This is a genomic window from Amycolatopsis silviterrae (assembly GCF_042684085.1).
Taxonomy (GTDB): domain Bacteria; phylum Actinomycetota; class Actinomycetes; order Mycobacteriales; family Pseudonocardiaceae; genus Amycolatopsis; species Amycolatopsis silviterrae.
Genome location: NZ_JBHUKS010000029.1, coordinates 1 through 26,308, shown reverse-complemented (window position 1 = coordinate 26,308; position 26,308 = coordinate 1). Strand labels below are relative to the sequence as shown.

At 70.7% G+C, this 26,308-nt stretch carries 24 protein-coding genes, 1 pseudogene and 1 riboswitch; of the genes and pseudogenes, 9 read left to right on the top strand and 16 right to left on the bottom strand.

All coding sequences use genetic code 11. The features are described from left to right. Window positions 1-8: 8 nt before the first annotated feature. Window positions 9-779 carry a putative protein N(5)-glutamine methyltransferase gene (locus tag ACFSVL_RS36895; RefSeq protein ID WP_378311183.1) on the bottom strand — a complete coding sequence of 257 codons (771 nt, stop codon included), beginning with the start codon at window positions 777-779 and terminating at the stop codon, window positions 9-11. Then, window positions 776-1,270, bottom strand: coding sequence for a universal stress protein (locus ACFSVL_RS36890; protein WP_378311300.1), 495 nt, complete (start codon window positions 1,268-1,270; stop codon window positions 776-778). Before ACFSVL_RS36890 ends, ACFSVL_RS36895 begins: the two co-directional genes overlap by 4 nt. A gap of 198 nt (window positions 1,271-1,468) precedes the next feature. Between ACFSVL_RS36890 and ACFSVL_RS36885 the strand changes: the two genes are divergently transcribed. After that, entirely contained in the window at window positions 1,469-3,541 is a 2,073-nt protein-coding gene (locus tag ACFSVL_RS36885) for an AMP-binding protein (protein ID WP_378311181.1), read from the top strand. A 3-nt stretch (window positions 3,542-3,544) separates the two neighbouring features. Here ACFSVL_RS36885 and ACFSVL_RS36880 read toward each other — a convergent pair whose 3' ends face one another. Then, a complete protein-coding gene (locus tag ACFSVL_RS36880) occupies window positions 3,545-4,429 on the bottom strand; it encodes a LysR family transcriptional regulator ArgP (protein ID WP_378311179.1) in 885 nt (294 codons plus the stop codon). 40 nt (window positions 4,430-4,469) lie between these two features. Here ACFSVL_RS36880 and ACFSVL_RS36875 point away from each other — a divergent pair, with 40 nt between their 5' ends. The 7 genes from ACFSVL_RS36875 (at window position 4,470) to ACFSVL_RS36845 (ending at window position 11,642) form a co-directional block, all read left to right on the top strand. Beyond that, complete coding sequence (locus tag ACFSVL_RS36875) at window positions 4,470-5,105, top strand: LysE/ArgO family amino acid transporter (protein ID WP_378311177.1); 636 nt, start codon at window positions 4,470-4,472, stop codon at window positions 5,103-5,105. Between the two features lie 70 nt (window positions 5,106-5,175). Next, a complete protein-coding gene (locus ACFSVL_RS36870; RefSeq protein WP_378311175.1) occupies window positions 5,176-5,628 on the top strand; it encodes a MarR family winged helix-turn-helix transcriptional regulator in 453 nt (150 codons plus the stop codon). After that, entirely contained in the window at window positions 5,625-6,422 is a 798-nt protein-coding gene (locus ACFSVL_RS36865; RefSeq protein ID WP_378311173.1) for an ABC transporter ATP-binding protein, read from the top strand. Before ACFSVL_RS36870 ends, ACFSVL_RS36865 begins: the two co-directional genes overlap by 4 nt. Further along, a complete protein-coding gene (locus ACFSVL_RS36860; protein WP_378311171.1) occupies window positions 6,382-7,203 on the top strand; it encodes an ABC transporter permease in 822 nt (273 codons plus the stop codon). Before ACFSVL_RS36865 ends, ACFSVL_RS36860 begins: the two co-directional genes overlap by 41 nt. Window positions 7,204-7,248: 45 nt before the next feature. Next, complete coding sequence (locus ACFSVL_RS36855; RefSeq protein ID WP_378311169.1) at window positions 7,249-9,378, top strand: transglycosylase domain-containing protein; 2,130 nt, start codon at window positions 7,249-7,251, stop codon at window positions 9,376-9,378. Window positions 9,379-9,470: 92 nt separating this feature from the next. After that, entirely contained in the window at window positions 9,471-9,878 is a 408-nt protein-coding gene (locus ACFSVL_RS36850; RefSeq protein ID WP_378311167.1) for a contact-dependent growth inhibition system immunity protein, read from the top strand. Window positions 9,879-10,028: 150 nt separating this feature from the next. Further along, window positions 10,029-11,642: an AMP-binding protein gene (locus ACFSVL_RS36845; protein WP_378311299.1), complete on the top strand. Its 1,614-nt coding sequence runs from the start codon at window positions 10,029-10,031 to the stop codon at window positions 11,640-11,642. Between the two features lie 3 nt (window positions 11,643-11,645). Here ACFSVL_RS36845 and ACFSVL_RS36840 read toward each other — a convergent pair whose 3' ends face one another. The 4 genes from ACFSVL_RS36840 to ACFSVL_RS36825 form a co-directional block, all read right to left on the bottom strand. Then, a complete protein-coding gene (locus ACFSVL_RS36840; RefSeq protein WP_378311297.1) occupies window positions 11,646-12,056 on the bottom strand; it encodes an ATP-binding protein in 411 nt (136 codons plus the stop codon). A 2-nt stretch (window positions 12,057-12,058) separates the two neighbouring features. Further along, a complete protein-coding gene (locus ACFSVL_RS36835) occupies window positions 12,059-12,433 on the bottom strand; it encodes an STAS domain-containing protein (RefSeq protein ID WP_370938480.1) in 375 nt (124 codons plus the stop codon). A gap of 321 nt (window positions 12,434-12,754) precedes the next feature. Beyond that, the gene (locus ACFSVL_RS36830) at window positions 12,755-14,350 is read right to left on the bottom strand and encodes an FMN-binding glutamate synthase family protein (RefSeq protein ID WP_378311165.1); all 1,596 of its coding nucleotides are present in this window, start codon (window positions 14,348-14,350) and stop codon (window positions 12,755-12,757) included. 41 nt (window positions 14,351-14,391) lie between these two features. After that, a complete protein-coding gene (locus ACFSVL_RS36825; protein ID WP_378311163.1) occupies window positions 14,392-14,910 on the bottom strand; it encodes a DUF6790 family protein in 519 nt (172 codons plus the stop codon). Between the two features lie 59 nt (window positions 14,911-14,969). Between ACFSVL_RS36825 and ACFSVL_RS36820 the strand changes: the two genes are divergently transcribed. Then, a complete protein-coding gene (locus ACFSVL_RS36820; RefSeq protein ID WP_378311162.1) occupies window positions 14,970-15,383 on the top strand; it encodes a MarR family winged helix-turn-helix transcriptional regulator in 414 nt (137 codons plus the stop codon). A 239-nt stretch (window positions 15,384-15,622) separates the two neighbouring features. On the opposite strand, the gene metH is transcribed toward ACFSVL_RS36820, so the two are convergent. The 9 genes and pseudogenes from metH to ACFSVL_RS36775 all read right to left on the bottom strand — a co-directional run bounded on the left by metH (window position 15,623) and on the right by ACFSVL_RS36775 (window position 26,129). After that, window positions 15,623-19,228 carry a methionine synthase gene (metH, locus tag ACFSVL_RS36815; RefSeq protein ID WP_378311160.1) on the bottom strand — a complete coding sequence of 1,202 codons (3,606 nt, stop codon included), beginning with the start codon at window positions 19,226-19,228 and terminating at the stop codon, window positions 15,623-15,625. A gap of 17 nt (window positions 19,229-19,245) precedes the next feature. Continuing rightward, a riboswitch (S-adenosyl-L-homocysteine riboswitch) is annotated at window positions 19,246-19,322 on the bottom strand. A 44-nt stretch (window positions 19,323-19,366) separates the two neighbouring features. Next, window positions 19,367-19,969, bottom strand: coding sequence for a maleylpyruvate isomerase N-terminal domain-containing protein (locus ACFSVL_RS36810; protein WP_378311158.1), 603 nt, complete (start codon window positions 19,967-19,969; stop codon window positions 19,367-19,369). 4 nt (window positions 19,970-19,973) lie between these two features. After that, a complete protein-coding gene (locus ACFSVL_RS36805; RefSeq protein WP_378311156.1) occupies window positions 19,974-21,464 on the bottom strand; it encodes a carboxylesterase/lipase family protein in 1,491 nt (496 codons plus the stop codon). Window positions 21,465-21,547: 83 nt separating this feature from the next. After that, window positions 21,548-22,357 (bottom strand): annotated as a pseudogene (locus ACFSVL_RS36800) (lysylphosphatidylglycerol synthase domain-containing protein); the annotation flags it as partial. Then, a complete protein-coding gene (locus tag ACFSVL_RS36795) occupies window positions 22,357-23,367 on the bottom strand; it encodes a glycosyltransferase family 4 protein (RefSeq protein WP_449224401.1) in 1,011 nt (336 codons plus the stop codon). The gene ACFSVL_RS36795 and the pseudogene ACFSVL_RS36800, both read right to left, overlap by 1 nt. Window positions 23,368-23,419: 52 nt before the next feature. After that, window positions 23,420-24,259 carry an aldo/keto reductase gene (locus ACFSVL_RS36790; RefSeq protein ID WP_378311152.1) on the bottom strand — a complete coding sequence of 280 codons (840 nt, stop codon included), beginning with the start codon at window positions 24,257-24,259 and terminating at the stop codon, window positions 23,420-23,422. A 43-nt stretch (window positions 24,260-24,302) separates the two neighbouring features. Further along, window positions 24,303-24,638, bottom strand: coding sequence for an STAS domain-containing protein (locus ACFSVL_RS36785; RefSeq protein ID WP_378311150.1), 336 nt, complete (start codon window positions 24,636-24,638; stop codon window positions 24,303-24,305). Between the two features lie 459 nt (window positions 24,639-25,097). Next, complete coding sequence (locus ACFSVL_RS36780) at window positions 25,098-25,511, bottom strand: SsgA family sporulation/cell division regulator (RefSeq protein WP_378311148.1); 414 nt, start codon at window positions 25,509-25,511, stop codon at window positions 25,098-25,100. Between the two features lie 324 nt (window positions 25,512-25,835). After that, window positions 25,836-26,129 (bottom strand): hypothetical protein, encoded by a 294-nt coding sequence (locus tag ACFSVL_RS36775; protein WP_378311146.1) that lies wholly within the window; start codon window positions 26,127-26,129, stop codon window positions 25,836-25,838. Window positions 26,130-26,308 lie beyond the last annotated feature (179 nt).

The following is a 26,308-nucleotide window of genomic DNA, read 5'->3' as shown; positions in this document are numbered from 1 at the left end:
TTAGCCGCTCAGTGTTCGCGCAGTCCCACCACGACGGTCGCGCCGAGTTCGCCGTCCGCTTCCACGGACGCGGCCAGCCCCGCCCGGCGCACCTCGGCGGCCGCGGCTTCGGCTTGGCGTTCGCTGGCTTCGAAAAGCACGTGCCCGCCGGGCGCGAGCCACGCCGGAGCCTCGGCGACGACGCGACGGAGCACGTCGAGACCGTCGGCTCCCCCGTCGAGCGCGACGCGGGGTTCGTGGTCGCGCGCCTCGGGCGGCATGAGCGCGACGTCGCCGGTCGGGACGTACGGGACGTTCGCGATCAGCACATCCACCCGGCCGCGCAGCCCCGGCGGCAGCGGGGCGTAGAGGTCGCCTTTATAGACCTCACCAGGCACGTTCCGCCGCGCGCAATCGACTGCGGCGGGTTCGACGTCCGCCGCGTGCAGTTCGATCGCGGGCACCTCCGCCGCGACTGTCGCGCCCAGCGCACCGGAACCACAGCACAGATCGAGCACCACCTTGTTGCTGCGCGCGAACCCGACGGCCAGCCGCACGAGGAGTTCCGTCCGATGCCGGGGCACGAAGACGCCCGGCGCGACGGCAAACCGGCGGCCCATGAACTCCGCCCAGCCGAGGATGTACTCCAGCGGCTCCCCGGCGACCCTGCGCTCGACCATCCCGGCCACGTCGCCCGAATCGCCCGATTGGCCCAGCAGCAGCCGGGCCTCCTCCTCGGCGAACACACACCCGGCGGCCCGCAACCGCGCGACTACGTCCTCGAAGGCGCCGTCGCTCACGGCACCACGACGACCGGCCAGGTCGCGGCGCGCACCAGCCGGTTGCCGACCGAGCCGACGAGCCGGTGCCCGCCCTGCTCGGACGCGCCGACCACGACCATGTCGGCGTTCACCTCCTGCGCGGCCTGGCGCAGTTCGGGGAAAGTCTCGCCGCGGCGGACCACGAACGTGACCGGCACCTGCAGGTCCGCCGCGCGGTCGCGCAGTTCCGCACGCAACTGCTCGATCTCCTCCTCGAAGGTCTGCTGCTGCACGTCGACGACCGCGGACGCGGCGAGGCCGGTCCACACCGTCGGCGCGGCCACGTACACCACGACCAGCCGCGCGCGCTGCCGCCGGGCGAGCCCGCCGCCGTAGGAGGTCGCCCGCAGCCCGGTCGGCGACGTGTCCGCGCCGACCAGGATCACGCGCGGCCCGTCGGTGCCCCGTTCGTACGGGCCCGGGTCCCAGCTGGGTCCGTATTCCTCGACCAATTGCTCCACCCGGCCCATTATGTCCGGCACGCCGGAACCCGCCCGGCCGCGTCCCTCACCTGCGGGGAAACTCCGGAAGAAAATTCCCACCCAGTTGGATTTCCCGTCTTTCGGAGTACCCCGGACGACTCTTGCCTGGTAGCGTCCCCGCAACCTGAACACGCGTCCGGGAAGGACCGGGGAGCCCACACGCGTGCGGCGGCGAGGCGGATCGCGATGCGAGACGATGTAGTCGAGGCGAGTGCGGTGGTCGGGCACTCGCCCGAACAGGTATGGCAGATCGTCGGAAGCCCCGAGCTGTACCCGAGGTTCGTGCCGGCGATCAGCTGGTGCGAGGTCACCGTCCCGGCCGAACGGGGCCGCGGGCCGCACTGCCTGCTCCGGCTGGCCCCGGACCGGGACACCGTGGTCGAGGGCACCGTCCACGCGGCGGTGTACCGGCCGGGCGAGCACGTCGTCTGGTGCGGGCTCCCGGACGAGCGGACCTGGGTGTCGGTCGAACTGCGCCCGGTCCCGCGCGGCGGCACCGAGATCGTGCTGCGGATGATGCTCCCGTCGCTGCCGGCCGAACACTCCGGCCTGCTCGCCCGCGGCACGGTGAAAGGCCTGCTCAAACAGCTCGCGAAGCGGATCGGCCAGCAGCTGTCCGGGCTCCCGGGCGACCCGCCGGAGCACGAGCCGGCCACCGCCCTGCGCACGGCGAACACGCTGGTCCGCGCGGGCGTGCTGGCCGCGGGACGGCCGGACAAAGTGGTCAAGCAGCTCAGTTCGTTCGCCCGCTGGGGCGCGACGCTGGCCGGCGGCTACCTCGCCGCGACCGCCCGCGGCGCCGACGACATCGCGGTGCACGACGAGCGCAACACCCGCACCTTCGGCGAGATCGACGAGCGCAGCAACCAGCTGGCCAACGCACTGGCCGCGCTGGACGTCAAGGCCGGTTCACGGGTCGCGCTGATGTGCCGCAACCACGCGGCGATGGTCGAGGCGTTCGTCGGCTGCAGCAAGCTCGGCGCGGACGTCGTGCTGCTCAACACCGGCCTCTCCCCCGCCGCCGTCGAGGAAGTGCTCACCCAGCACCCGCCCGCCGCGGTGCTGACCGACGACGAGTTCGCGCCGGTCATCGCCTCGGTGCCCGGCGAATTCCCGCGCGTGAGCACCTGGGACGACGCCGAGGAGGGCTACCGCACGCTCGACGAGTTGCTCCAGGACGCGCCGACGACCCGGCCGAAGCCGAGCGAACGCGAGGGCCGGATCGTCGTGCTGACCTCGGGCACCACCGGGGCCCCGAAGGGCGCGCGCCGCCCGACGCCGAAGGGCGTGAGCACGTCGGCGACCGTTTTGTCGCGAATCCCGTTGCGGGCCAGGGACAAGATCGCCGTGGCCGCCCCGCTGTTCCACAGCTGGGGGCTGGCCGCGATGCAGCTCGGCATGGCGCTGCGGGCGGAGCTGTCGCTGATCCGCCGGTTCGACGCCGAGCAGACGCTGCGCACGATCGCCGAGCACCGCTGCGACGCGCTGTTCGCGGTGCCGATCATGCTGCAGCGGATCCTCGACCTGCCCGAACGCGTGCGCAACCGGTACGACCTGTCGTCGCTGCGGATCGTGGCGAGCAGCGGGTCGGCGATGCCGGGCGCGTTCGTCACGTCGTTCATGGACACCTTCGGCGACGTCCTCTACAACTTCTACGGCTCCACCGAGGTCTCGTGGGCGAGCATCGCCGACCCGGCCGACCTGCGCGCCGCCCCGACGTCCGCCGGCCGCTGCCCGCCGGGCACCCAGGTCGCGATCCTGGACGACGACCGCCGCCCGGTCCCGCCCGGCGACGAGGGCCAGATCTTCGTCGGCAACGACATGCTGTTCGACGGCTACACCAACGGTTCCAGCGTCCCGCGCGCGCACGACCTGATGGCCACCGGCGACGTCGGCTACCAGGACGCGTCCGGCAGGCTGTTCGTCACCGGCCGGGCCGACGAGATGATCGTGTCCGGCGGCGAGAACGTGTTCCCGCGCCCGGTCGAGGAGGCTTTGGCCGCGCTGCCGGGCGTCTCGGACGCGGCCGTGGTCGGCGTCCCCGACGACGAGTTCGGCCAGCGCCTCGCCGCGTACGTCGTCCTCCGCCGGGGCGCGCGCATGCACGCCGAGGACGTCCGGCACTACATCCACCAGAAACTCGCCCGGTTCGCGGTGCCGCGCGACGTGTACTTCGTGCCGGAGCTGCCGCGGAACGCGACCGGGAAGATCGTGAAACGCCTGCTGAACGACGACCTCTGGCCGATCGCGCAAGGCTGAGCACTACCGCCCCAGCGCCCGCCCGGCCGCCCTCCCCACCGCCTCCGCCACCACGGCCAGCGAAGGCGAGTCGAGCTTCCACTGCTGCCAGTACAACGCCACGTCCACCGCCCGCTCCGGCGCGAGATCGACCAGCTCCCGGCCGGGCAGCTGCAGTTCCGGCACCATCCCCCAGCCGAGCCCGGCCGCCACCGCGTCCACAAAGGACACTGACGCCGGGATGTAGTGCCGGACCCGGCTCGGCAGCTTGCGCCGGGTCAGCCTGCGCAGGAACCGGTCCTGCAGGTCGTCCTTGCGGTCGAACAGCACCGCGGGCGCGGCGGGCAGCCGCTCGGCCAGCGAGCCCCCGTCCAGCCATCGGCGGGCGAACTCCGCCGACGCCACCGCCCGGTACCGCATCGTGCCGAGGCGGCTGACCGTGCAGCCTTGCACCGGCTGCGGCGTCGCCGTGATCGCGGCCATCACCAGCCCCTCGCGCAGCAGGGCGGCCGTGTGGTCCTGGTCGTCGCTGCGCAGGTCGAACGACACCGGCGGCTCGGCGGGCACCTCTTCGAGCGCGGACAGGAACCAGGTGGCCAGCGAGTCCGCGTTGACCGCGATCGGCAGCGTCGCCGGACGGCCCGGGCCGCCGAGGCCGAGTTCCGCGCGGGTGTCCGCTTCGAGCCGGGTCAGCTGCCGGGCGAACCGCACCAGCACCTCGCCGGATTCGGTGAGCCGCACGGGTTTCGACCGCAGCACGAGCACCCGGCCGATCCGCTGTTCCAGCGCTTTCACCCGCTGGCTCACCGCGGGCGGCGTCACGTGCAGCACCGCCGCGGCCCGGTCGAACGACTGCTCGTCCACCACCGCGAGCAGCGTGCGGACCTGGTCGAGCGGAAGATCGGACATCACGATCGCTTATCTTAGTTCAGAATCTTTACCTGGAATAATGCTCGCCCCCGCTTCTAACGTCGGCAAGGTGATCGCTGCCCTCACCGCCGGATTCGGCACCGGGATGTCCCTCATCGTCGCCATCGGCGCGCAGAACGCCTTCGTGCTCCGCCAAGGGCTGCGCGGCGGCCTCGTCGTGCCGGTGATCCTCGTGTGCACGCTGTCCGACGCGATCCTCATCGCCGCCGGCGTGAGCGGGATCGGCGCGGTGCTGCAGCGGTGGCCGTCGGCGATCAAGGCGATCGCGATCGTCGGCGGGCTTTTCCTGGTGGGATACGGGATCCTCGCCGCGCGCCGCGCCTTCCGCCCGGGCGCGCTGACCGTCTCCCCCGCCGACCTGAGTTCACCGAAGCGCACGCTTCTCACCTGTCTCGCGCTCACCTGGCTCAACCCGCACGTCTATCTCGACACCGTCCTCCTCGTCGGTTCCGTCGCGGCCGGGCACGGCGACGGCCGCTGGCTTTTCGGCATCGGCGCGGTGGTCGCGAGCGCGGTCTGGTTCAGCTCGCTCGGGCTCGGCGCGCGCAGGCTGTCCGGCGTGTTCGCGCGGCCCGCGGCCTGGCGGATCCTGGACGGCGTGATCGCGGCGACGATGATCGCGCTGGGCATCGCGCTGTTCCTGAATCGGGGATAAAGCAGCAGGCTTCCGGCGAACAAGACATTTAGCGTTGCTAATGGCTCTGGGTCAGAGCTAACTTGGCGGCATGCCCGCACCCCGGATCGACCTCGCCGAACGCGTTCTCACCACCGTGCTGGGCGTACGCCGCGTCGTACGCCGGCGGGTGCGGGCCGAACTGCCCGGGCCGTTGCCGGGCTCGCAAGTGGAACTGCTGCGCGTGGTGCACCGGAACCCGGGCATCGGCGTCGCGGCGGCGGCCCGGGAGCTGAACCTGGCCGGGAATTCGGTGAGCACGCTCGTGAACGCGCTCACCGAGGCTGGCCTGCTGCGGCGCGAGGTCGACCCGGCCGACCGCCGCGCCGCCCGGCTGCAGCTCACCGACGCGGCCCGCGACCGGATTTCCACCTGGCGGCGCGCCCGGATCGGACTGGTTTCCACCGCACTCGCCCAACTGTCCGAAGAGGACACCTCGGCCATCGTCGCCGCGCTGCCCGCCCTCGAACGGCTCACCGAATTGCTCAAGGAGGACACCGCATGAGTGAACCGGCGATCCGCTGCACCGGACTGCGCCACGCCTTCGGCGCCTCGGTCGCGGTCGACGGCGTGGACCTCGCCATCGAGCCCGGCGAAGTCTTCGGTCTCCTCGGCCCGAACGGAGCCGGGAAAACCACCACGATCCGGATGATCACGACCCTGCTGTCTGTCACCGCGGAGCACATCACCGTCTTCGGGCTCGACGTCGCCCGCCGCCGGACAGCCGTGCGCCGGCTGATCGGCTATGTCCCGCAACAGCTTTCCGCCGACGGCGCGCTCACCGGCCGCGAGAACGTGTCCCTGTTCGCCCGGCTCTTCGACGTTCCGAGGGCCCAGCGCGCCATGCGAGTGCGTGAGGCACTGGAACTGGTCGGGTTGGAGGACGACGCGGACCGCCCGGCCGGCCGCTACTCCGGCGGCATGATCCGCCGGCTGGAACTCGCGCAGGCGCTGGTCAGCTCGCCCCGGCTGCTGATCCTCGACGAGCCGACCATCGGGCTCGACCCGGTGGCGCGCTCGACGGTCTGGGAGCGGATCTCCGAAATCCGCGGCAAGACCGGGATGACCGTGCTCGTCACCACCCACTACATGGACGAGGCCGAGCAGTACTGCGACCGCGTCGCGCTGATGCACACCGGCCGGATCCGCGCGCTGGGCACGCCGGCCGACCTCGAAGCCGGGCTCGGCCCGGAGTCCACTTTGGACGACGTCTTCCGGACCGTCACCGGGAACGCGCTCGACACAGGAGGGATCCGCGATGTCCGTGCCGCTCGCCGCACCGCCCGCCGTCTCGGCTGACCCCGGCCCGCTGGGACAGCTGCGCGTGCTGTTCTCCCGGATCGGCGCGATGTGCCTGGTGGAACTGCAGAAAATCCGCCGCGACCAGACCGAGCTGCTCACCAGGGCGATCCAGCCCGCGCTGTGGCTGCTCATCTTCGGCGAAACGTTCACCCGGCTGCGCGCGATCCCGACCGGTCCGGTGCCCTACCTCGACTATCTCGCACCCGGCATCCTCGCCCAGTCCGCGTTGTTCATCTCCATCTTCTACGGCATCCAGATCATCTGGGAACGCGACGCGGGCGTCCTCGCGAAGCTCCTCGTCACGCCGACGCCGCGCGCCGCACTGGTGTCGGGCAAGGCATTCGCCGCCGGAGTGCGCGCGCTCGTGCAGGCGTTCATCGTGCTGATCCTCGCCGCGTTGCTCGGCGTCGGGCTCACCGCGAATCCGCTGCGGCTGCTGGGCGCCGCGGTGGCCGTTGTGCTCGGTTCGGCTTTTTTCTGCTGTTTTTCCATCGTTATCGCCGGTTTGGTGCTTTCGCGCGAACGGCTGATGGGCATCGGCCAGGCGATCACGATGCCGCTGTTTTTCGGGTCCAACGCGCTCTATCCGGTGAACCTGATGCCGTCCTGGCTCAAGGTGCTCAGCCACGTGAACCCGCTGAGTTACCAAGTCGATGCCTTGCGCGGATTATTGATCGGCACTCCGGAGAACCTCTGGGCGGACTTCGGCGTCTTAGGGGGTGCGACCGCAGTGGCGATCGCGGTCGCTTCGGCTCTGCTGGGAAGGTTGGCTCGATGAAAAACCCTGACGCACACACCGTTTTCTCACGGGGGCGGGCATAACGTGAGAACCGTGTCTCGTCGCAAGGGGATAGCCCCGTTCCTCGGATTGTGCGTGCTGGCCGGGATTCTCGTCGCGGGCGCGCTCGCCCCGGTCGCGATCGGCGCCGGCGTGCTGTCCAACCAGGTCAGCGATTCCGTCGACGCCATCTCCGCGGATCTCGTGCACGCCGAACCGCCGCTCGTCACCACCGTGACCGATCGCACCGGCGGGACGATCGCGACTTTGTACTCGCAGTACCGCATTCCGGTCACCGCGGCGCAGATCTCCCCGGCGATGAAGGCCGCGATCGTCGACATCGAGGACCGCCGGTTCTACAGCGAGGGCGGCGTCGACCTGCAGGGCATGCTGCGCGCCGCCGTGCACGACAGCTCGGGCGGGAACCTGCAGGGCGCGTCCACGATCACCCAGCAATACGTGAAGAACTACCTCGTCAACGTCGTGGACCGCGGCAACAAGACGGCGCAGCAACGGGATCAGGAGGATTCGCTGGCCCGCAAGCTGCGCGAGGCGAAGATCGCCGTGCAGCTGAGCCAGACCGTGTCCAAGGACGACATCCTCGCCGACTACCTGAACGTGGTCGAGTACACCGGCACGGTGTACGGCGTCGGCGCGGCCGCGCAAGCGTTTTTCGGGACGACCGCGGACAAACTGACCGTGCCGCAGGCGGCGCTGCTCGCCGGGATGGTGAACAACCCCAACGTCTACAACCCGTACACGCATCCGGACAAGGCGCTCCAACGGCGCAATCTGGTGATCGATTCGATGGTGTCCGCACACTCGATCCCGGCCTCGTACGCGGCGACCGCGAAGGCGACCCCGTTGGGCCTCAGCGGTTCCCGGCCGCAAGCACCGTCGAGCACCTGCCTCGGCGCGGCCCCGGACGCCGGGTTCTTCTGCGCGTACGCGGTGCGCTACCTCGTGCAGTCCGGGCTCACCGCCGACCAGATCGACACCGGCGGCTACGTCGTGAAGACCACGATGGACCCGCACGTGAGCCAGGTGACGAAGGACGCGGTCAACGCGAACGTGCCCACCACCCAGGACGGCGTCGCCAACACCTTCGCGGTCGTCCAGCCCGGCACGGACGGGCACCAGGTGCTCGCGATGGTCGCGAACCGCAACTACGGCACCGATCCCGACCAGGGCGAGACGTCCACGAACATCGTGGCCGACGCGAGCAACAAGTTCGGCGCGGGCTCGTCGTTCAAGATCTTCACCTCGGCCGCGGCGATGGCCGCCGGGAAAGCGGGCCTGAACACGCCGCTGCCGAACCCGTTCAGCGACTGCTTCAACCCGCCCAACATGAACCAGTACACGCACTGCTACCCGGTCAGCAACGACGGCACGAGCTACCCGAACCCGATCTCGCTGGCCGCGGGCCTGGCGACGTCGCCGAACGTCGCCTTCGTCGGCCTGGAGTCGCAGGTCGGCATGCCCGCGGTACTGGACATGGCGCGGAAACTGGGCCTGCGCAACACCATGGCCACGAACGACGCGGGCAGCAAGCCCATCACCGACCCGTCCGACGCGCGTTCGAAGAACCCGCAATACAACGAACCGCAGTCGCAGTACTTCCAGAACCTGCTGTCCTTCACCCTGGGCAACAGCCCGGTCAGCCCCCTGGAAATGGCGAACGTCTCGGCCACCCTGATGAGCGGCGGCAAATGGTGCCCGCCCGACCCCATCCTGTCCGTCACCGACCGCCACGGCCAGCCGGTCGCGCTGCACCAGCAACCTTGCGAGCAGGTCATCCCGCCCGGCGTCGCGAACACCCTCGAAGCAGGCCTGAGCCAAGACACCACCATCGGCACCTCCGCCCGCGCGGCCCGCTCGGCCGGCTGGACGCACCCCGACATCGGCAAGACGGGCACCACCCAGCAAAGCGAATCGGTCGCGTTCGTAGGCGGAGTAGACCACTACGCAGTGTCATCCATGGTCTTCGCCGACGGCCCCCACCCCCAGGAAATCTGCCCCGGCACCCCAGTCCACCTAGGCGACTGCGGCCACGGCGCCTTCGGCGGCACGGTCGCCGCGCCGCCGTACTTCGCCGCGATGAACCAGCTGCTGGCCGGACAGCCGGACGTCCCGATCCCGCCCCCGGACCCGGCCTATCTGGACGCCCACGCCTGAGCAACTCCGGACGTCGAGTCCGTGCGGAGGGCCCGTACGGACTCTTCGCAGAACCTCCGCACCCGCTTCCGCCAGAAATGAGGTGACCGCCATTGGCCCGCCGGGCCGACCGCTCCGCCCTGTCGCTGCAGCAGATCGAGAACTCCGACTGGGGCGATCCGCCCGCCGGCGCGACCCGGCTGATCGAGACCGTGCATCGCTTGCGGCGCAAGCCCCTCGCCCAGCTCACCGCCGAGGACGTCCGCCTGCTGCTCGGCCAGCGCGTCGGCGTGCAGTTCCTCGTGCCGCGGGCACTGGCCATGCTGGAGGAAGACCCGCTCTGCGAAGGCGACCTCTATCCCGGCGACCTGCTCGCGTCGACGCTGCGCGTCCCGCCCGCCCATTGGCGAACCAACCACGACCACCTCGACCGCATCATCGCCGCGATCGACACCACCGCCGAGGACTCCGACCTCCTCCGCACACCGATCGCCGCCTTCCGCGAGCAGCTCGGCCCATGAGCACCCGCCACACCTGTCGCACTCGTCCCCGGTCCCGACTGCGCTCCGTACCCCCGCGAGCGCCGTCCGATGTTGCGCCTTCCTGACGGTCGCAAAAAGTATTACAGTAGCTGGACGCGAGATGGCCGTCGTCCGAATTGGGGGCACGTGGTGCAGCTCCAGCCGAGTGCGCATGTCGACACGTTCTGCCGGGACCACCTCCCGCCGTTCGAGCAGTGGCCGCGGTTGTGGTTCGACCTGCCCGAACTGCGGTACCCGGACCGGCTCAACGCGGCCACCCGGCTGCTCGACGACACGATCGCGCGCTGGGGAGCGGACCGTCCCGCGCTGCTGTCCCCCGCCGAATCCTGGTCCTACCGCGACCTGCTGACCCGCGCGAACCAGATCGCGCACGAACTCACCGCGCAGGGCGTCGTGCCCGGGAACCGCGTGCTGTTGCGCGGGCCGAACACCCCGTGGCTCGCCGCGTGCTGGCTCGGAGTGCTGAAGGCGGGCGCGGTCGCCGTCGCCACCATGCCGATGCTGCGCGCGCACGAGCTGTCGAAGATCGTCGAAGCCAGCTCCCCCGTCATCGCTCTCTGCGACCACCGGTACCCGGAGGAGTTGCAGTCCTTCGACCTCCCCCTCATTTCCTACGGCGGCGACAGCCGCGACGACCTCGCCGCCCGCTGCGCCACCCGCCCCGACACCTTCGAGGACGTCGACACCGCCGCGGACGACGTCGCCCTCCTCGCGTTCACCTCGGGCACCACCGGCCGCCCCAAGGCGACCATGCACTTCCACCGCGACCTGCTCGCGATCGCCGACACGTTCTCCCGGCACCTGGTGAAACCCCAGGAAACCGACCTGTTCTGCGGCACGCCCCCGCTCGCGTTCACCTTCGGCCTCGGCGGCCTCCTGGTGTTCCCGCTGCACGCCGGCGCCGCGACGCTGCTCATCGAACGCGCCACGCCGACCGAGCTGGCCGACCTCGTCGCCGAGCACGGCGTGACGGTCCTGTTCACCGCGCCCACTGCGTACCGGGCGATCCTGGCGTCCGACCGCCGTCCGCTGCTGTCCGGGCTGCGCCGCGCGGTGTCGGCGGGCGAAGCGCTGCCGGAGTCCGTCGCGACCGACTTCCACGAGGCCACCGGCCACTGGCTCATCGACGGCATCGGCAGCACCGAAATGCTGCACGTCTTCATCTCCGCCGCCGACGAGGACGCCCGCCCGGGCGCGACCGGCCGCGTCGTGCCCGGCTACCGCGCGCGGATCGTCGACGACGAGGGCCGTCCCGTCCCCGACGGCACGCCGGGCCGCCTCGCCGTCCAGGGCCCGACCGGCTGCCGCTATCTGGCCGACGACCGGCAAACCGTCTTCGTCGAGGACGGCTGGAACCTCACCGGCGACACCTACGTCCGCGACTCCGACGGCTACTTCCACTACCGCGCCCGCAGCGACGACATGATCGTCTCGTCCGGCTACAACATCGCCGGCCCCGAGGTGGAAGAGGTGCTGCTGCGCCATCCCGACGTGCTGGAGTGCGCCGTGGTCGCCGCCCCGGACGAGGCGCGCGGCTCGATCGTCGCCGCTTACGTGGTCCTCAACGAGGGCGTCCCCGGCGACGACGCGAAGGTGAAGGAACTGCAGGACTTCGCGAAATCCCTTGCCGCGCCGTACAAATACCCGCGGCGGGTGGAGTTCATCGCGGACCTGCCGCGAAACCCGAGCGGCAAAGTGCAGCGGTACCTGCTGCGCCGCCGCGCCGCCGAACCGGTGAGCTGACCGCTAGGCGAGCTTCCAGCGCAACGTGACCACCGTGCCGTCCGCGCCGGTCCGCACGTCCGCCCGGTCCGCCGTCGCCTGCACCAGCAGCAGCCCGCGCCCGCGCACGGAAACCGGATCGTCGTCGGCCTCCTCCGGCGGACGCCACTCCCCGTGGTCGGCGATCACGACCTCGACGCTGCCGGAGCGGCACACCGCGTCGAGGTCCACGAGCCCCGGCTCCCCCGGATACGCGTGATCGGCGACGTTCGCCAGCGCCTCGTACCCGGCCAGCACGATGTCGTGCGCGCGGTCGTCCGGAATGCCCGACTCCAGCGCCCACGCCAGCAGCCGGTGCCGCAACGCGCGCAACGCCCCCGGCTCGGCCACGATCCCGTGGCAGCTCAGCCCGCGGGTGTCCTCCTGCACGTCCACGGTCAACCGCCCGCTCCGGCCACCCCGGCCAGCGCCTGGTCGACCGACGGGAACAGCGAGATCCACTCGTCGAGCCCGGTGGTCGTGAACGGCCGCGAGGTGATCGACGACGTGCTCACCACCCGCAGCGCGCCCGCGTCGAGCTGCCGATGCGCGCCGGCCAGCACCTGCAGCCCGGACGAGCTGAGAAAATCGACCGCCCGCAGGTCGACGACCAGCACCCCGGGCTCGCGTTCGAGCACCCCGCCCACGAACTCGCCGAGTTCCGGCGCGGTGACCAGATCGATTTCGCCGCCCACGGTCACGACCGCGGCGGGCCCCCGCCACCGGACGGACACCTCGAGGTCACCCGCGTCCTGCCCGTCTCCCGAAGCCACGAGCCCCGATCTTGCCCCATCGAAGGGCGGATCGCCAGCGCACCGCCGGTCGGCCGCACCCCGTCCCCGCCGCTCGGCCGTACCCCCGCTCCCCCATCAGCCGCCCGCTCACGATGAACCGCACACCCGAACGACCGCCCCGCCCCGTTCCGGAACACACCACTCACAATTCCGGCAGCGGGTCGCGATGCCCCCTCAGCGCGCCGGTGCAGCACCCAGCCAAGCCCCAAGACCGGACCCGCCCTCTCAGCTGTCCGTGAAGGACTCCTTGAAGGAATCTGATTCCCTCAAGGAGTCCTTCACGGACCTCGACCTCACGGGTCAAGCGAACCGATCCGGATCCGCCGCCGCCCACTCCTCCGCCCACCCGGCAGGCGGCTCCGCCAGCAACTCCCCGGGCGCGAGCCAGTCGTACCACTCCGCATACGACAGCACCGTCCGCGCATCCACCCGCCGCCGCAGCAAGTCCGGCGTCAACGCCCCCGGCTCCGAAACCCCCATCGCCGCCATGATGCGCATCGCCGAGGCCACCGTCGCCTCCTGGTAGCGCCGCACCCGCTCGGTCTTGTCCCCCACGTCCAGCGCCCGGGCGCGGCGCGGGTCCTGCGTCGCGACTCCCACCGGGCACTTGTTGGTGTGGCACCGCTGCGACTGGATGCATCCGACCGCGAACATCATCGCCCGCGCGGCGTTCGTGTAGTCCGCGCCCTGGATCAGCCGCTTCACCACGTCCGCGCCGGTCGCGACCTTTCCGCTCGCCCCGAGCCGGATCCGGTCCCGCAGTCCGGTCCCGACGAGTGCGTTGTGGACAGTGTGCAGTCCCTCGGTGAGCGGCGTGCCCAGGTGATCCGCGAACTCCAGCGGTGCCGCACCGGTCCCGCCCTCCGCACCGTCGACCACGATGAAGTCCGGCGTCACCCCCTCGGCCAGCATCGCCTTGCACACCGCCAGCACCTGCGCCCGCGAACCGACACACAGCTTGAACCCGGTCGGCTTCCCGCCAGCCAACTCGCGCATCCGAGCGAGGAACAACACCAGCTCGCGCGGCGTTGAGAACACCCGGTGATACGGCGGAGAAACGACGGTCTCCCCCATCGGCACTTCGCGCACCCGGGCGATCTCCGCGTTGACCTTCGTGCCCGGCAGCACCCCGCCCATCCCAGGCTTAGCGCCCTGCGAAAGCTTCAGCGAAACGCATTTCACCGCGTCGTGCGCCGCTTTGTCCGCGAAGGTCGACGGATCGAAATCGCCGTCCGACGTCCGGCAGCCGAAATATCCGGTGCCGATTTCCCAGATCAGGTCGCCGCCGCCGCGCAGGTGGTACTCCGAGAGTCCGCCCTCGCCGGTGTCGTGGGCGAAACCGCCGCGCGCGGCGCCTTGGTTCAGCGCGAGGATCGCGTTGCTGGACAAGGAACCGAAGCTCATCGCGGACACATTCAGCAAGGCCATGTCGTACGGCCGCGTGCAGTCCGGCCCGCCGACCCGGACTCGCGGCGCGGTCTCGGAGACCGGCACCGGCGCGAGGGACGGGACAAGGAATTCGTAACCCTCGGCATACACGTCGCGCTCGGTGCCGAACGGTTCTTCCGCTGCCGTGCCCTTGGCCCGTTGATAGACGATCGACCGGACGTCGCGGTCGTACGGGCGGCCGTCGAAATTGCGTTCCACGAAGTACTGCTGCATTTCCGGCCGGATGCTTTCGAGCAGGAACCGCAGGTGCCCGAGGACCGGATAGTTCCGCAGGACCGAATGCCGCCGCTGCGTCACGTCGTACACGCCGGTCGCCGCGAACGCCAGCAGCGGCGCCGCCGGGAACCACCACCAGGCTGACGCCGCCACGCTGAGCACCACTGCCCCGGCCGCGAGCACGACCAGCACCGCGACCAGTCCGAATCTGACCACACTGAGTCTCGCCACGGCGTCGAAACTAAACCCCGCCGCCAGGCCGCGCAGACCGGCTAGACCAGTGCCGGCTGCCCGGCCGCGGCCAGCCGCTGCGCGCGGCGGGCGAAGATGATCACCATCGCCGGGAACAGCAGGTCGCAGACCAGGACGCCGCCGGTGTTGCCCGGCGCGTGGTCGCCGTTCGCGAACCACTGGTACACGTGGCCGATCAGCGCGCCCCACAAGAACATCCCGGCCCCGAGGCCGATCGTGATGCGCTCCCGGGGGGTGGCCGACGACGAGGCGGCGCGGAAGCCCATCACCGCGAGCCCGAGGTTGGCGAACGCGATCTCGAACTGGAACGGCGAGCGGGCGAACCCGATCACGTCGGCCATCACGCCCGGCGCGCCGAGGAAGGCGAAGACCATCCACAGGCTGCCGCAGCCGAGCGCGGCGACGGCCCACCACCGCTGCCAGATTTCGAGCCGGGCCCGCGGCGAGGGGTTCTTGCGGGTGCGGATCAGCGCACCGACGACCGCGATGACCGGCCAGATGAGGGGGAACAGGGTCTGAGCTGCGTAAGGGATCTCCATGCCGATGAGTCTTGCATAGTTAATATTAACTTGTCAACACTCCTGGTAGGCTCGGTCTCGTGGAAGACGGACTTGCCGAAGCGCTGCATCGAGTGGTGTTCCTGATGGGCGAAGCCGCGCGGAAGCGCGCGGACAGCTCGGACGGACTGACGTACAGCCAGCTGCGCCTGCTGGGCACGGTGGAAGACATCGAACCCGCGACACAGCATCAGCTGGCCCAGGCGATGTCGGTGTCCGACCCGGCGATCAGCCGCGCGCTGCGCCCGCTGGAATCGGCCGGGTTCGTGCAGGTGCGCCAAGACCCCGACCACGCCCGGCGGCGGCTGGTCACCCTCACCGACTCGGGCCGGGCCGCCTTCCACGAGACGGGGAAGCCGCTCCGGGACGAGCTGCGCGAGGCCTTGCTGAAGTCGGGGTTCCCGTACGAGCAGTATCTGCGCGACACCGAGCGGCTGGCGGAGTTTCTTTCCTGAAGAGAGACCGCCGCGGAAGTCCGTGAAGGGCCGCGGGAATCTGGTTCCCATGCCAGGGACTTGAGGCGGCACTATCGGCGCAGCTGAGGGGTGCCCGCCCGAGCCGAAGCCGGTGGACTTGCGTCAGGGCCGACGCGGGCGGCGGGAGCTGAGCGTGTCGTCCGTGAGGGCCACCCTGGGGGAATCTGATTCCCTCAGGGTGGCCCTCACGGACCTACGGGCGTCGCACCAGGAAAGGCTCAGTAAGCCAGGTTAGGCCGCAGCCACCGCTCCACTTCGGACAGTTCCTCGCCCCGCCGGACCGCGTAGTCCTCCATCTGGTCGCGCCCCAGCCGGCCGACCGTGAAGTACCGCGAGTCCGGGTGCGCGAAGATCAGTCCGCTCACCGCCGCGGCCGGGGTCATCGCGTACGACTCGGTCAGCCCGATCCCCAGCTCCTCGGCGCCCAGCAGCGCGAACAGGTCCTTCTTCTCGCTGTGGTCCGGGCTCGCCGGGTAGCCGAGCGCGGGGCGGATGCCTCGGAAGCGTTCCGCGTGCAGGTCCGCCAGGTCCGGCTGCACGTCCGGTTCGAACCAGCGGCGGCGGGCCTCCAGGTGCAGGTACTCGGCGAACGCCTCGGCCAGCCGGTCGGCCAGCGCCTTCACCATGATCGCCCGGTAGTCGTCGTGTTCGGCCTCGTAGCGCGCGGCCAGGTCCTCCGCGCCGTGGATGCCGACGGCGAAGCCGCCGAGATGGTCGCCGAAACCGGCGGGGGCGATGTAGTCGGCGAGGCACCGGTTCGCGCGGCCCTCCGGCTTTTGCGTCTGCTGGCGCAGCATCGGGAACTTCCAGTCCGAGTACTCGCCGTCGAGCAGGATGTCGTCGCCCTCGGAGTGCGCGGGCCAGAACGCGTACGCGCCGCGTGCGGTGAACGAGCCGTTCTCGATGATCTCGTCCAGCAGCTGGTTCGCGTCGTCGAACAGCTCGCGCGCGACCGGCTGGTCGAGGATCGCCGGGTACTTGCCCTTGAGTTCCCACGCCAGGAACAGGAACTGCCAGTCGATCATCTCGCGCAGCTCGGGAATCGACGGCTCGACCACCCGCACCCCGGTGAACTCCGGCGTCGGGATCTCGTCGAACGACACCTTTTCGGCGTTCTCCCGGGCCTGCGCAACAGTCAGCATCGGCGTCGAGTGACGGTTTTCGTGCTGGACGCGCAGCCGCTGCTGCTCGGCGCGGTTGGCGGTGTCCAGCGCGTCCGCGCGGTCGGTGTCGAGCAGGTCGGACACCACGCCCACCACCCGCGACGCGTCGAGCACGTGCACCGTCGTGTGGTCGTACGCCGGGGCGATCTTCACCGCGGTGTGCTGCTTCGACGTGGTCGCGCCGCCGATCAGCAGCGGCAGCTTCAGCCCGCGCCGCTGCATTTCCTGCGCGACCGACACCATCTCGTCCAGCGACGGCGTGATCAGCCCGGACAGCCCGACGACGTCCGCGTGCTCGGCCACCGCGGTGTCGAGGATCTTCGCCGCGGGCACCATCACGCCGAGGTCGATCACCTCGTAGTTGTTGCAGCCCAGCACGACGCCGACGATGTTCTTGCCGATGTCGTGCACGTCGCCCTTCACCGTGGCGAGCACGACCTTGCCCTGGCCGCGGGAGGTGTCGATGCGGCCCTCGGCCTTCATCTTCTCCTTCTCCGCCTCCATGTACGGCTCGAGATAGGCCACCGAACGCTTCATCACCCGCGCGCTCTTCACGACCTGCGGCAGGAACATCTTCCCGGAGCCGAAGAGGTCGCCGACGATCTTCATGCCGTCCATCAGCGGGCCCTCGATCACCTCGAGCGGCCGGTCGAACAGCTGCCGGGCCTCTTCGGTGTCGTCCTCGATGAAGTCCACGATGCCGTGCACCAGCGCGTGCGAAAGCCGCGACGCCACCGGCGTTTCCCGCCAGGACAGGTCGACGACGCGCTTGGTGCCGCTGCCCTTGACCGTCTCGGCGAACTCCACGAGCCGGTCGGTGGCGTCCTCGCGACGGTCGAACAGGACGTCCTCGACCAGTTCCAGCAGGTCCTTCGGGATGTCCTCGTACACCGCGAGCTGGCCGGCGTTGACGATGCCCATGTCGAGCCCGGCGCGCACGGCGTGGAACAGGAACGCCGAATGCATCGCCTCGCGCACGACGTTGTTGCCGCGGAAGGAGAACGACAGGTTCGAGATGCCGCCGGAGGTGTGCGCGCCCGGGCAGCGCTCCTTGATCAGCGGCAGCGCCTCGATGAACGCCTTCGCGTACCCGTTGTGCTCGCTGATGCCGGTGGCGACGGCGAGCACGTTCGGGTCGAAAATGATGTCCTCGCCCGCGAAACCCGCCTCCCGGGTGAGCAGATCGTAAGCGCGGGAACAGATTTCGACCTTGCGCTCGACCGTGTCGGCCTGGCCCTTCTCGTCGAAGGCCATCACCACGACGCCGGCGCCGTAGTCGTGGATGCGCCGGGCCTGCTCCAGGAACGGGCCCTCGCCCTCCTTGAGGCTGATCGAGTTGACCACGCCCTTGCCCTGCACGCAGCGGAGCCCGGCCTCCAGCACGCTCCAGCGCGAGCTGTCGACCATCACCGGAATGCGCGCGACCTCGGGCTCGGTGGCGATCAGGTTGAGGAACGTGGTCATCTCCTGCTCGGATTCGAGCAGGTCGGCGTCGAAGTTGACGTCGAGCAGGTTCGCGCCGCCGCGGACCTGCTCCAGCGCGACGTCCACCGCCGCCTGGTGGTCGCCCGCCTCGATCAGCCTGCGGAATTTCGCCGAGCCGGTGACGTTGGTGCGCTCGCCGATCATCACGAACCCGGTGTCCGCGCCGATCTTGAACGGCTCCAGGCCGGAGAACCGGGTGCTCGGCTCGTGCGCCGGCACCGGCCGCGGCGGGAGTCCCTTGACCGCCTCGGCGATCTTCGCGATGTGCGCGGGCGAGGTGCCGCAGCAGCCGCCGACGATGTTGACCATCCCGGCCCCGGCGAACTCGCCGAGCATGCCGCCGGTCTCCTCGGGCGTCTGGTCGTAGCCGCCGAACGCGTTGGGCAGGCCCGCGTTCGGGTGGCACGCGGTGTAGGTGTCCGCGAGTTTCGCCAGTTCCGCCACGTGCGGGCGCATTTCGGCGGCGCCGAGCGAACAGTTGACGCCGACCACCATCGGGCGCGCGTGCGCGACCGACGTCCAGAACGCCTCGACGGTCTGGCCGGACAGGGTGCGCCCGGACAGGTCGACGATGGTCACCGAAATCCACAGCGGCAGGTGCGGCGCGACCTCGCGGGCCGCAGTGATGGCGGCCTTGCAGTTGAGGGTGTCGAAGATCGTCTCGATCATCAGCAGGTCGACGCCGCCGTCGGCGAGCGCCTTGATCTGCTCGGCATACGAGGCTTTGACGTCCTCATAGGAGACCGCGCGGTACGCCGGGTCCTCGACGCGCGGTGACAGCGACAGCGTGACGTTGAGCGGCCCGATCGACCCGGCGACGAACCGGTTGCCGAACTCGTTCGCGGCCTGGCGCGCGAGTTCCGCGGCGCGCAGGTTCATCTCGCGCACCCGGTCCTGCAGGCCGTAGTCGGCCTGGCCGATGCTGGTGGCGGTGAACGTGTTCGTGGTGGTGATGTCCGCGCCCGCGGCGAGGTACTGGCGGTGCACGTCGAGCACGACGTCCGGCCGCGTGAGGTTCAGCAGGTCCGGGTCGCCGGTGACGTCCTTCTCGTGCCCTTCGAGCCAGTCCGCCCGGTAGTCCTCGGGTGCGAGACCGGCGCCCTGCAGCATCGTGCCCCAGGCTCCGTCGAGCACGACGACGCGCTGGTCGAGCAGGTTCCGCAGGTTCTGGGTCATCGCCACCTCCGCATGAGTTCACGGAGGCGCCCTTGGATGGTGGTGCCGGCCGAGCGTGGCGGACCACCGGTCCGTTGCAGCGCCTCTCGACCTGGTGGTCAAGACTACCGGATGTGACCAGCCCGCGGGCAGGCGTGTTCACTCCTCGGGAATCGAGCGGTCCTCGAGCGGGCTGCCGCGCCACTTCCAGCCGGTCCGCCGCGGCCGTCCGGGCAGGTCGGTCCGGCCGGCGCACCAGCGCAGCGCTTCCCACGCGTCGGGAATCGGCTCCTGCTCGGGGAAAAGCCGCGCGACGACGCGGGCGCAGGTGTCGCGCGGCGGGTCGAGCGCGGCGCCGAGACCGCGGGCGATGTCGTCGCCGTGCAGCAGGAGTTCGACACAGCCCATCGCGGCGAAACCGGCCGGATCGGAGCGTCCGGTCGGGTGGTAGGCGCGTTCCTCGGGCCGGCTGGCCCGGACGGCGGCGGAGAGGAGACGGCCGCCGGTCAAGGCGAATTCGAGCAGTTCGGCAGGGGACGCGTCGGCGTCGGTTTTGGCGAGGAAGCGCACGTAGCGGTCGGCTGGGCGGCTCACGACTTGCGCGGCGTAGGACAGGAGCGTGTCGCCTAGGTGCTCTGCGGTGTAACGGCAATCCCAGTCCAGCTCGCCTGCCGGACGGGTCCAGTCGCCGTCGGTGAGCGGCTCTAGAACGGCAGCCACGCAGGCGAGGGCTTCGTCGAGGTCTTCGACACGCACGGTCATGCGGTCAGCGTAGAGAAGCCCAGAAGCCGCAGTGGTGCTCTTTCGCGAACCCGGTCAACGGCTGCGCGCCGTCCGCCCGGTACGCCACCGCTTGCCCGGTCGGACCGCCCCGGACGAACGCCGTCCAGTCGTCCACCATCCGGTCCGCGAGCCGCTGCTGAGCTGGCGTGAACGTTGTTGGCTGCTCGGCAAAGTCGAACAGGTACGGCAGTTCCGCGGTGTGCGTGGCACCGAGCGGGAACGGTGCCCGCAGCGCGGCCGCGGCCGGTGACGTCGGGTCGTTGAACTCGTAGGTCGACACGCTCGGCAGCGAGCTGGCCAGCTTCGCGATCGGGCAGGAGAACGCCCAGTCGGTGACAGCCGCCGCATACGCGAGAGAAGCGTTGCCGCTGAACGCATCCACCGGGTACTCGCGAGCGACCGCGTCGGCGTGGGGGAAGACGTTCGCAAGCGCTTGCGAGTAGCCGTGCCGGGTGACTTCGCGACCGGCCGCTGCCTGCTCGGCGAGGAAATACGTGAACTCGTCGTGCGTCGTGCCCAGCATGACCGGCACCGGAGTGGCGGGAACCTTGGCGGGCAGCACCGAACCGCCGGTGACCGGCCCGGGCATCTCGATGCCCGCGATAGAGCCGTACCCCGGCGCGGCCAGCAGCTTCCCGGGCGGCAGCGCACGCAGGCAGGCCGCGGCGGTCCGGCGGTCGGTGCAGCCGCGCGCGGCGGCGTAGTCGATGCTCTTGCGCTCGGCGGCGGGCAGCGTCGCCTGCGCCTGGCACGGTCCACTTTGGATGATCGCGGCCCGGAACAGCCCGCGCGAACCGGGGGCGACGAGGTGGTCGCACACCGACATCCCGCCCGCGGACTCCCCCGCGACGGTCACCTGGTTCGGGTCGCCGCCGAAGGATTCGATGTTGTCGCGCACCCAGAGCAGCGCCTGCTGCTGGTCGAGGAAGCCGTAGTTCCCCGGCTCCGGGCCGAGCGACGGGTCGGCGAGGAAACCGAGCGCGCCGAGCCGGTAGTTGAGCGTGACGACCACCGCGTCGCCGCGGTCAACGAGCCGCGCCGCGCCGTAACGGTCGCCGCCGCCGGTGAGGAACGCGCCGCCGTGCAGCCACACCAGCACCGGCCGCCCGGTGTGCCCGGCCGGTGGCGTCCACACGTTCAGATAGAGGCAGTCTTCGCTGGTCACAGCTCCGTCGGCAGCCTGCGGACAGCGGGGCCCTGGTTTCGTGGCGTCCCGCTCCCCCGTCCAGGGCTCGACCGGGGCGGGCGGCTGCCAGCGCCGCTCGCCGACGGGTGCGGCCGCGTACGGGATGCCTTGGAAGAGCCGGTGATCGGGAGCGACACTGCCGCGGACGGAACCGGCGGCGGTGTGCACGACGTCGCCTGCCCGGCTGATCGCCGCGTCCGAAGCCGCACAGGCCGGCGCGGCCAGAACGGGGATGGCGGCCAGCGCCGCGAACCACCGTCGCCGAATCCCCCGAAAAGCCGCCGCCACCGGCCGGACGATACCGGCCGGGCTTCCGGTCCCGGCCGCCGGATCATCCGGCGGAGCACGAGAACCACTCCGCCGGGCAGCGTCGAGACCAGACCGAGCACGCCGTAGCCGACCGCGACCGTCACGCCCTGCTCCGCGCCCAGCCCCGCCGCGGCGAAGGAAACCGCCGCGGTGCCCTCGCGCGGGCCGAACCCGCCGACGTTCAGCGGCATCCCCATCGCCAGCAGCGCGAGCACCAGCAACGGCAGCAGAACGCCCAACGGCGCGGCCGCGCCAGCCGCCCGCGCGGCGACCACGAACAGCGTCAGATGTCCCGCCACCGCCAGCACGGACCACCCGGTGACGCCGGGCCACGCTTCGAGCACGCCGGTCCGGATGTCAGCCGCCCAGACGTGCCGCAGCCGTTGCCGCATCACCACCGCCACGACGACCAGCGCCGCGACCACGATCCCCAGGCAGACGAGCACCTGACGCGGCAGCAGCTCCGGACGGAAAGCCACGACAGCCAGCCCGGCGACCACCACGACGGTTTGCCCGGCGGCGCGTTCGAGCACGACCGCCCGCACTCCCCGACCGACGTCGCCGGACCGTCGGCCGTGCTGCACCGCACGGTGCACGTCGCCGAGCACGCCGGCGGGCAGGACGCCGTTGAGGAACTGGGCACCGTAGTAGTCGCCGACCGCCGCACGGAACGGCAGCGGCAATCCCAGCCGCGCCGCGACCAGCCGCCAACGCTCGGCGCTCGCGAGCGTGGTCACGACCCCGATGACCAGGGCGATCGCGATCGGCCCCGGACCCAGCGCGCGCAAACCGCCGGCGAACGCGCCCGTGCCGAGCCGCCACCACAGCGCGGCGATCAGCGCGGCCCCGGCCAGCAGTCGCAGCCACCGCATCAACGCACCACCTGACCAGCCAAAATCCCGCCTAACCTCGCCGCCGCGGCGGGCCATCCCTCCAGTGTGCGCGCTCTCTCAGCCGCCGCAGCACGGAGCCGTTTCCGCAGGTCCGGGTCATCACGCCAGCTCCGAAGCGCCGCCGCCAGCGCTGTGTGGTCGCCGGGCGGGACGAGCATTCCCGGCAGCTCACCGTCCGGTGCGCGGCCGAGCGCGTCCGTTACGCCGCCGACGTCCGAGGCCAGCACCGGAATCCCGCGCGCGAGCGCTTCGGTGACGACCATGCCGTAGGTCTCCGCGTGCGAAGGCAAGACCAGCAGGTCTGCCCGGTCGTAGGCAGCTTCGAGCGCGGGCCCCGCCAGTGGGCCGGTGAAACGGGCTCGCGGATGGCGCAAGCCGTTGGCGTAGGCCGGGTTCCGGGTGCGCGAGCCGACGAGGTCCACGTTCAGACCGTCCACTTGGGACAGTGCACTCAGGAGGATGTCCTGCCCCTTGCGCGGGGTTATCGCGGCGACGCAGATCAGCTGGGACACTCCGTCGGTCCCGGTCGCTCGCGGCGCCGGATCGGTTCCGGGCGGTGCGATGTGAACGGTGGCGAGGCCGTGCCGGTTCTCGACGGCGCGGGCGGCGGCCGGACTGGTGACGACGACCTGGTGCGCGAGCTGGAGGGTCTTCCCCTCGCGGTCGTCGAGGTCAGCCGCCCGGCCTGGGTCCAGGCCGGTTTCGTCGGCCAGCGGCAGGTGCACCAGCACGGCCAGGCCGATCCGGTCCGCGTGCCGGGCGAGGACGTCCGGCACGCCGCAGGCGACCAGACCGTCGAGCAGCACTTTCTCGCCGTCCGGCACCTCGGCGAGGACCTGGTCCAGCTGCCGCCGGTCGCCGTCCGGCCAGGCCCCGCCGACCGGCCGCAGCGGTATCCGCAGCTGCTCGGCCACGCGGCGGTCGTAGGTGTTGCCGCCGCTGGGCGCGCCGGGGTCGTCGATGTCGCCCGGCACCACGAAACAGGACAGTCGCACGCTGCCTCCCTCCTGAAAGGAGACACGGACGACCGGGCGATCTGGTTCAGCCCTCGAAGGTGTCCGGGTCGAAGCCCGTGCGGCGGCCCTCGTCGAGGCCGCTGAGGACGTCCAGGTCGCTGTCGCTGAGCGAGAAGTCGAAGATGTCGATGTTCTCCCGCATCCGCTTCGGCGACGACGACTTCGGGAACACGACGTTGCCGAGCTGGACGTGCCAGCGCAGCACAATCTGCGCGGGCGTCTTGCCGTGCTTTTCGGCCAGTTCGGCCAGCAGCGGGTCGGCGAGCACCTCGCCCTGGGCGAGCGGGCTCCACGCCTCGGTCACGATGCCGTGCGCCTGGTGGTAGGCGCGCAGTTCCGGTTGCTGCAACGCGGGATGAAGCTCGATCTGGTTCACCGCGGGCACCGTCGCCGACTCGGCGGCCAGCCGCTCCAGATGCGCGACCTGGAAGTTGGACACCCCGATCGCGCGGGTCTTGCCGGCGCGCTGCAGTTCCTCGAAACCGTGCCAGGTGGCCGTGTACTTGTCCTGCTTCGGCAGCGGCCAGTGGATCAGGTACAGGTCGACGTACTCCAGTTCCAGCCGCTGCAGGCTGCCTTCCAGCGCGTTGATCGCGTTGTCGTGGCCCTGCGCGTCGTTCGCCAGCTTCGTGGTGACGAAGATTTCCTCGCGCGGCACGCCGGACTCGCGGATGCCCGCCCCGACGCCTTCCTCGTTGCGGTACATCTGCGCCGTGTCGAGGTGCCGGTAGCCTGCCTCCAGCGCCTCCCGCACCGCGGCCGCCGTGTCCTCCGGCGGAATCTGGAAGACGCCCAGGCCGAACTGCGGAATCCGGACGCCGTTGTTCAGTTCGAGCTGAGGAACGCGGTTCGTCTCGATCGTCATGTCGGCGGCCTACCCGTGCGCGGCGGCGGCGAAACTCGCTCGATCAGGCAGCGACCGTCTCGCGCACGCACAGGATTTCGTCCGCGCCGGTCACCGCGAGACACCGCCGGACCGCGTGCGCCTGCCCGGGTACGACGGTGAACGACGGGATCCGCTCGTGCGCGTCGAGCAGGGCGCGGACGCCCGCGCAGCTCAGGAACGCGACCCCGGACAGATCGACGACCACCGGTCCGGTCAACGGCGCGACCGCCGCCGCGAAGACGGGCGCGGTGGCCGCGTCGAGGTCGCCGATCGGGGCGAGGTGGATCGCGTCCGCCTGCCGGGCCGCTCGGACAGTCAGGTCCTCCGGCGTGCTGACGGCCGGGAAGTGGAGAGTCATGCGCTGCGCTCCTTCCGCAGAGATCTGCTTGGGGCGCTGACCGCGGTGTGGTTCCGGACAACAGCCAACACAGGAAACCGTACGCGTTCTGCCAGTGCGGTCAACCCGCGCGACAACGGTGTTCACTCCTGCGGCGGCGGAGTCCGCCTGTTCGGGGGGTGCGTGGTTACGGACCTGGCCGGGGCTGGTTCACCGGCTGTTCATTCGGGGGACGGCTCGCACGCCGCTCAGGCGAGGCGATCCACTCGCGATACGCATCGAGCGACGGAGCGGGCCGGGCCGCTACTCGCCGACGCCTGGGGATCGGCCGCGACGGCGGTCTTTGTGCACGCATTCGCCTGCACCGCAACGGAATCCGTTCCCCGTCTCGGCTGTTCACCTCGTGCGATAGCGACGAGACAGCCCGCCTGCGCAACGGCCCTCCGCCCGCGCCGCGCGGCGTCAGTCCACTGTGGACCGTCAGTCGCGCAGGGCGAGCTTCGCCAGTTCCTCGTCGAAGTCGAAGCAGCGGTCCTCGTCGCCGACCGGGACCTCGTCGTAGGTGCGGTCGAGGAAGTCGGCGAGTTCGCTCGCCGCCGCCTCCAGCACGGCGGAGCCGTCCGGGGCGTTCAGTTCCACGAGCACGCGGCTGTCGTCGGCGGCGGGCCGCACCTGGACGTCCCCGTCGCCCGCGGGGGCGAGCAGCCCGTCGGCGAGCAGGTCGCGCCCGAAGAGCCAGCGCACGACCCCGCCGCCGGCGTGGTAGCCGACCGACACCGCGAACGGATCCGCCGGGTCGTACTCCAGATCGGCGCGCACCGGCAGCGGGACGGACCCGAACGTGCGCAGCCCGAAGATGATCGTCGCGCGGACGACCTGCGGTTCGGTTTCCACGACGGCGCCTCCTTCGTTACCCGGTCGCGAACCTGTCCGGACCGAAGTGAATGTTTCTCAATAAGTAACGCGCCGTAAGAGCGTAAGCTGCCCGACCGGGCAGATTTCACCCCAACGGTGGAGATCTACGTCTCAGTTGGCTACTCAAGGGCAGCATTGACAGCAGGAACGGGCAAGCTCCCGAGCAGCACCCGGACCGCTTCGACCTGCGGAAACGAACCTCCACGATCGGGTGGCCGGGCGGGCGCGTTCCCCGGGCGAAGCGGTTTCCGCCGCTGAAACGTCACGGCAACGAAGCGGGTCGAATCGGGACGGCGACTCGATTTAACCCACGCCGGCGAATCGGGCCGCCTCGACGACCAGGAGCAGATACCCGAGCCCGAGCGCCGTCAACGCCCGGCCGCGCCCCTCGGCTCGGCGCATTCCGAGGTGCCCGAAAACGATCGCGAACGGCGGCAGGATCAGCGGGCCCAGCACCGTGACCGGCTCGTAGTAGACGGCGTCGCCGAAACTGCTGCTGGGACTTCGGCTGGAATACGTCCCGAAGAACACAAGCCAGCCGAGGATGCTGAGCACCAGCGCGGCGGTGGCTGCCCTGGTCGACGATCGTTCACCCATGCCGGAAAGCTAGCCAGCCCGCGCGGGACCAGTCCCCGGCCGCATCGCTCGCGGCAGCCGGGCGGGAGGGCTTCGTCGGGCCAGGTGTGGGGGGCGGGGGTCGTGAGTGGCGTTGCCGGTTCTAATACTCCAGCTGTAGTTCGTGATCTTGCTGGAGGGGGCTGGTGAGATGGGTGCGG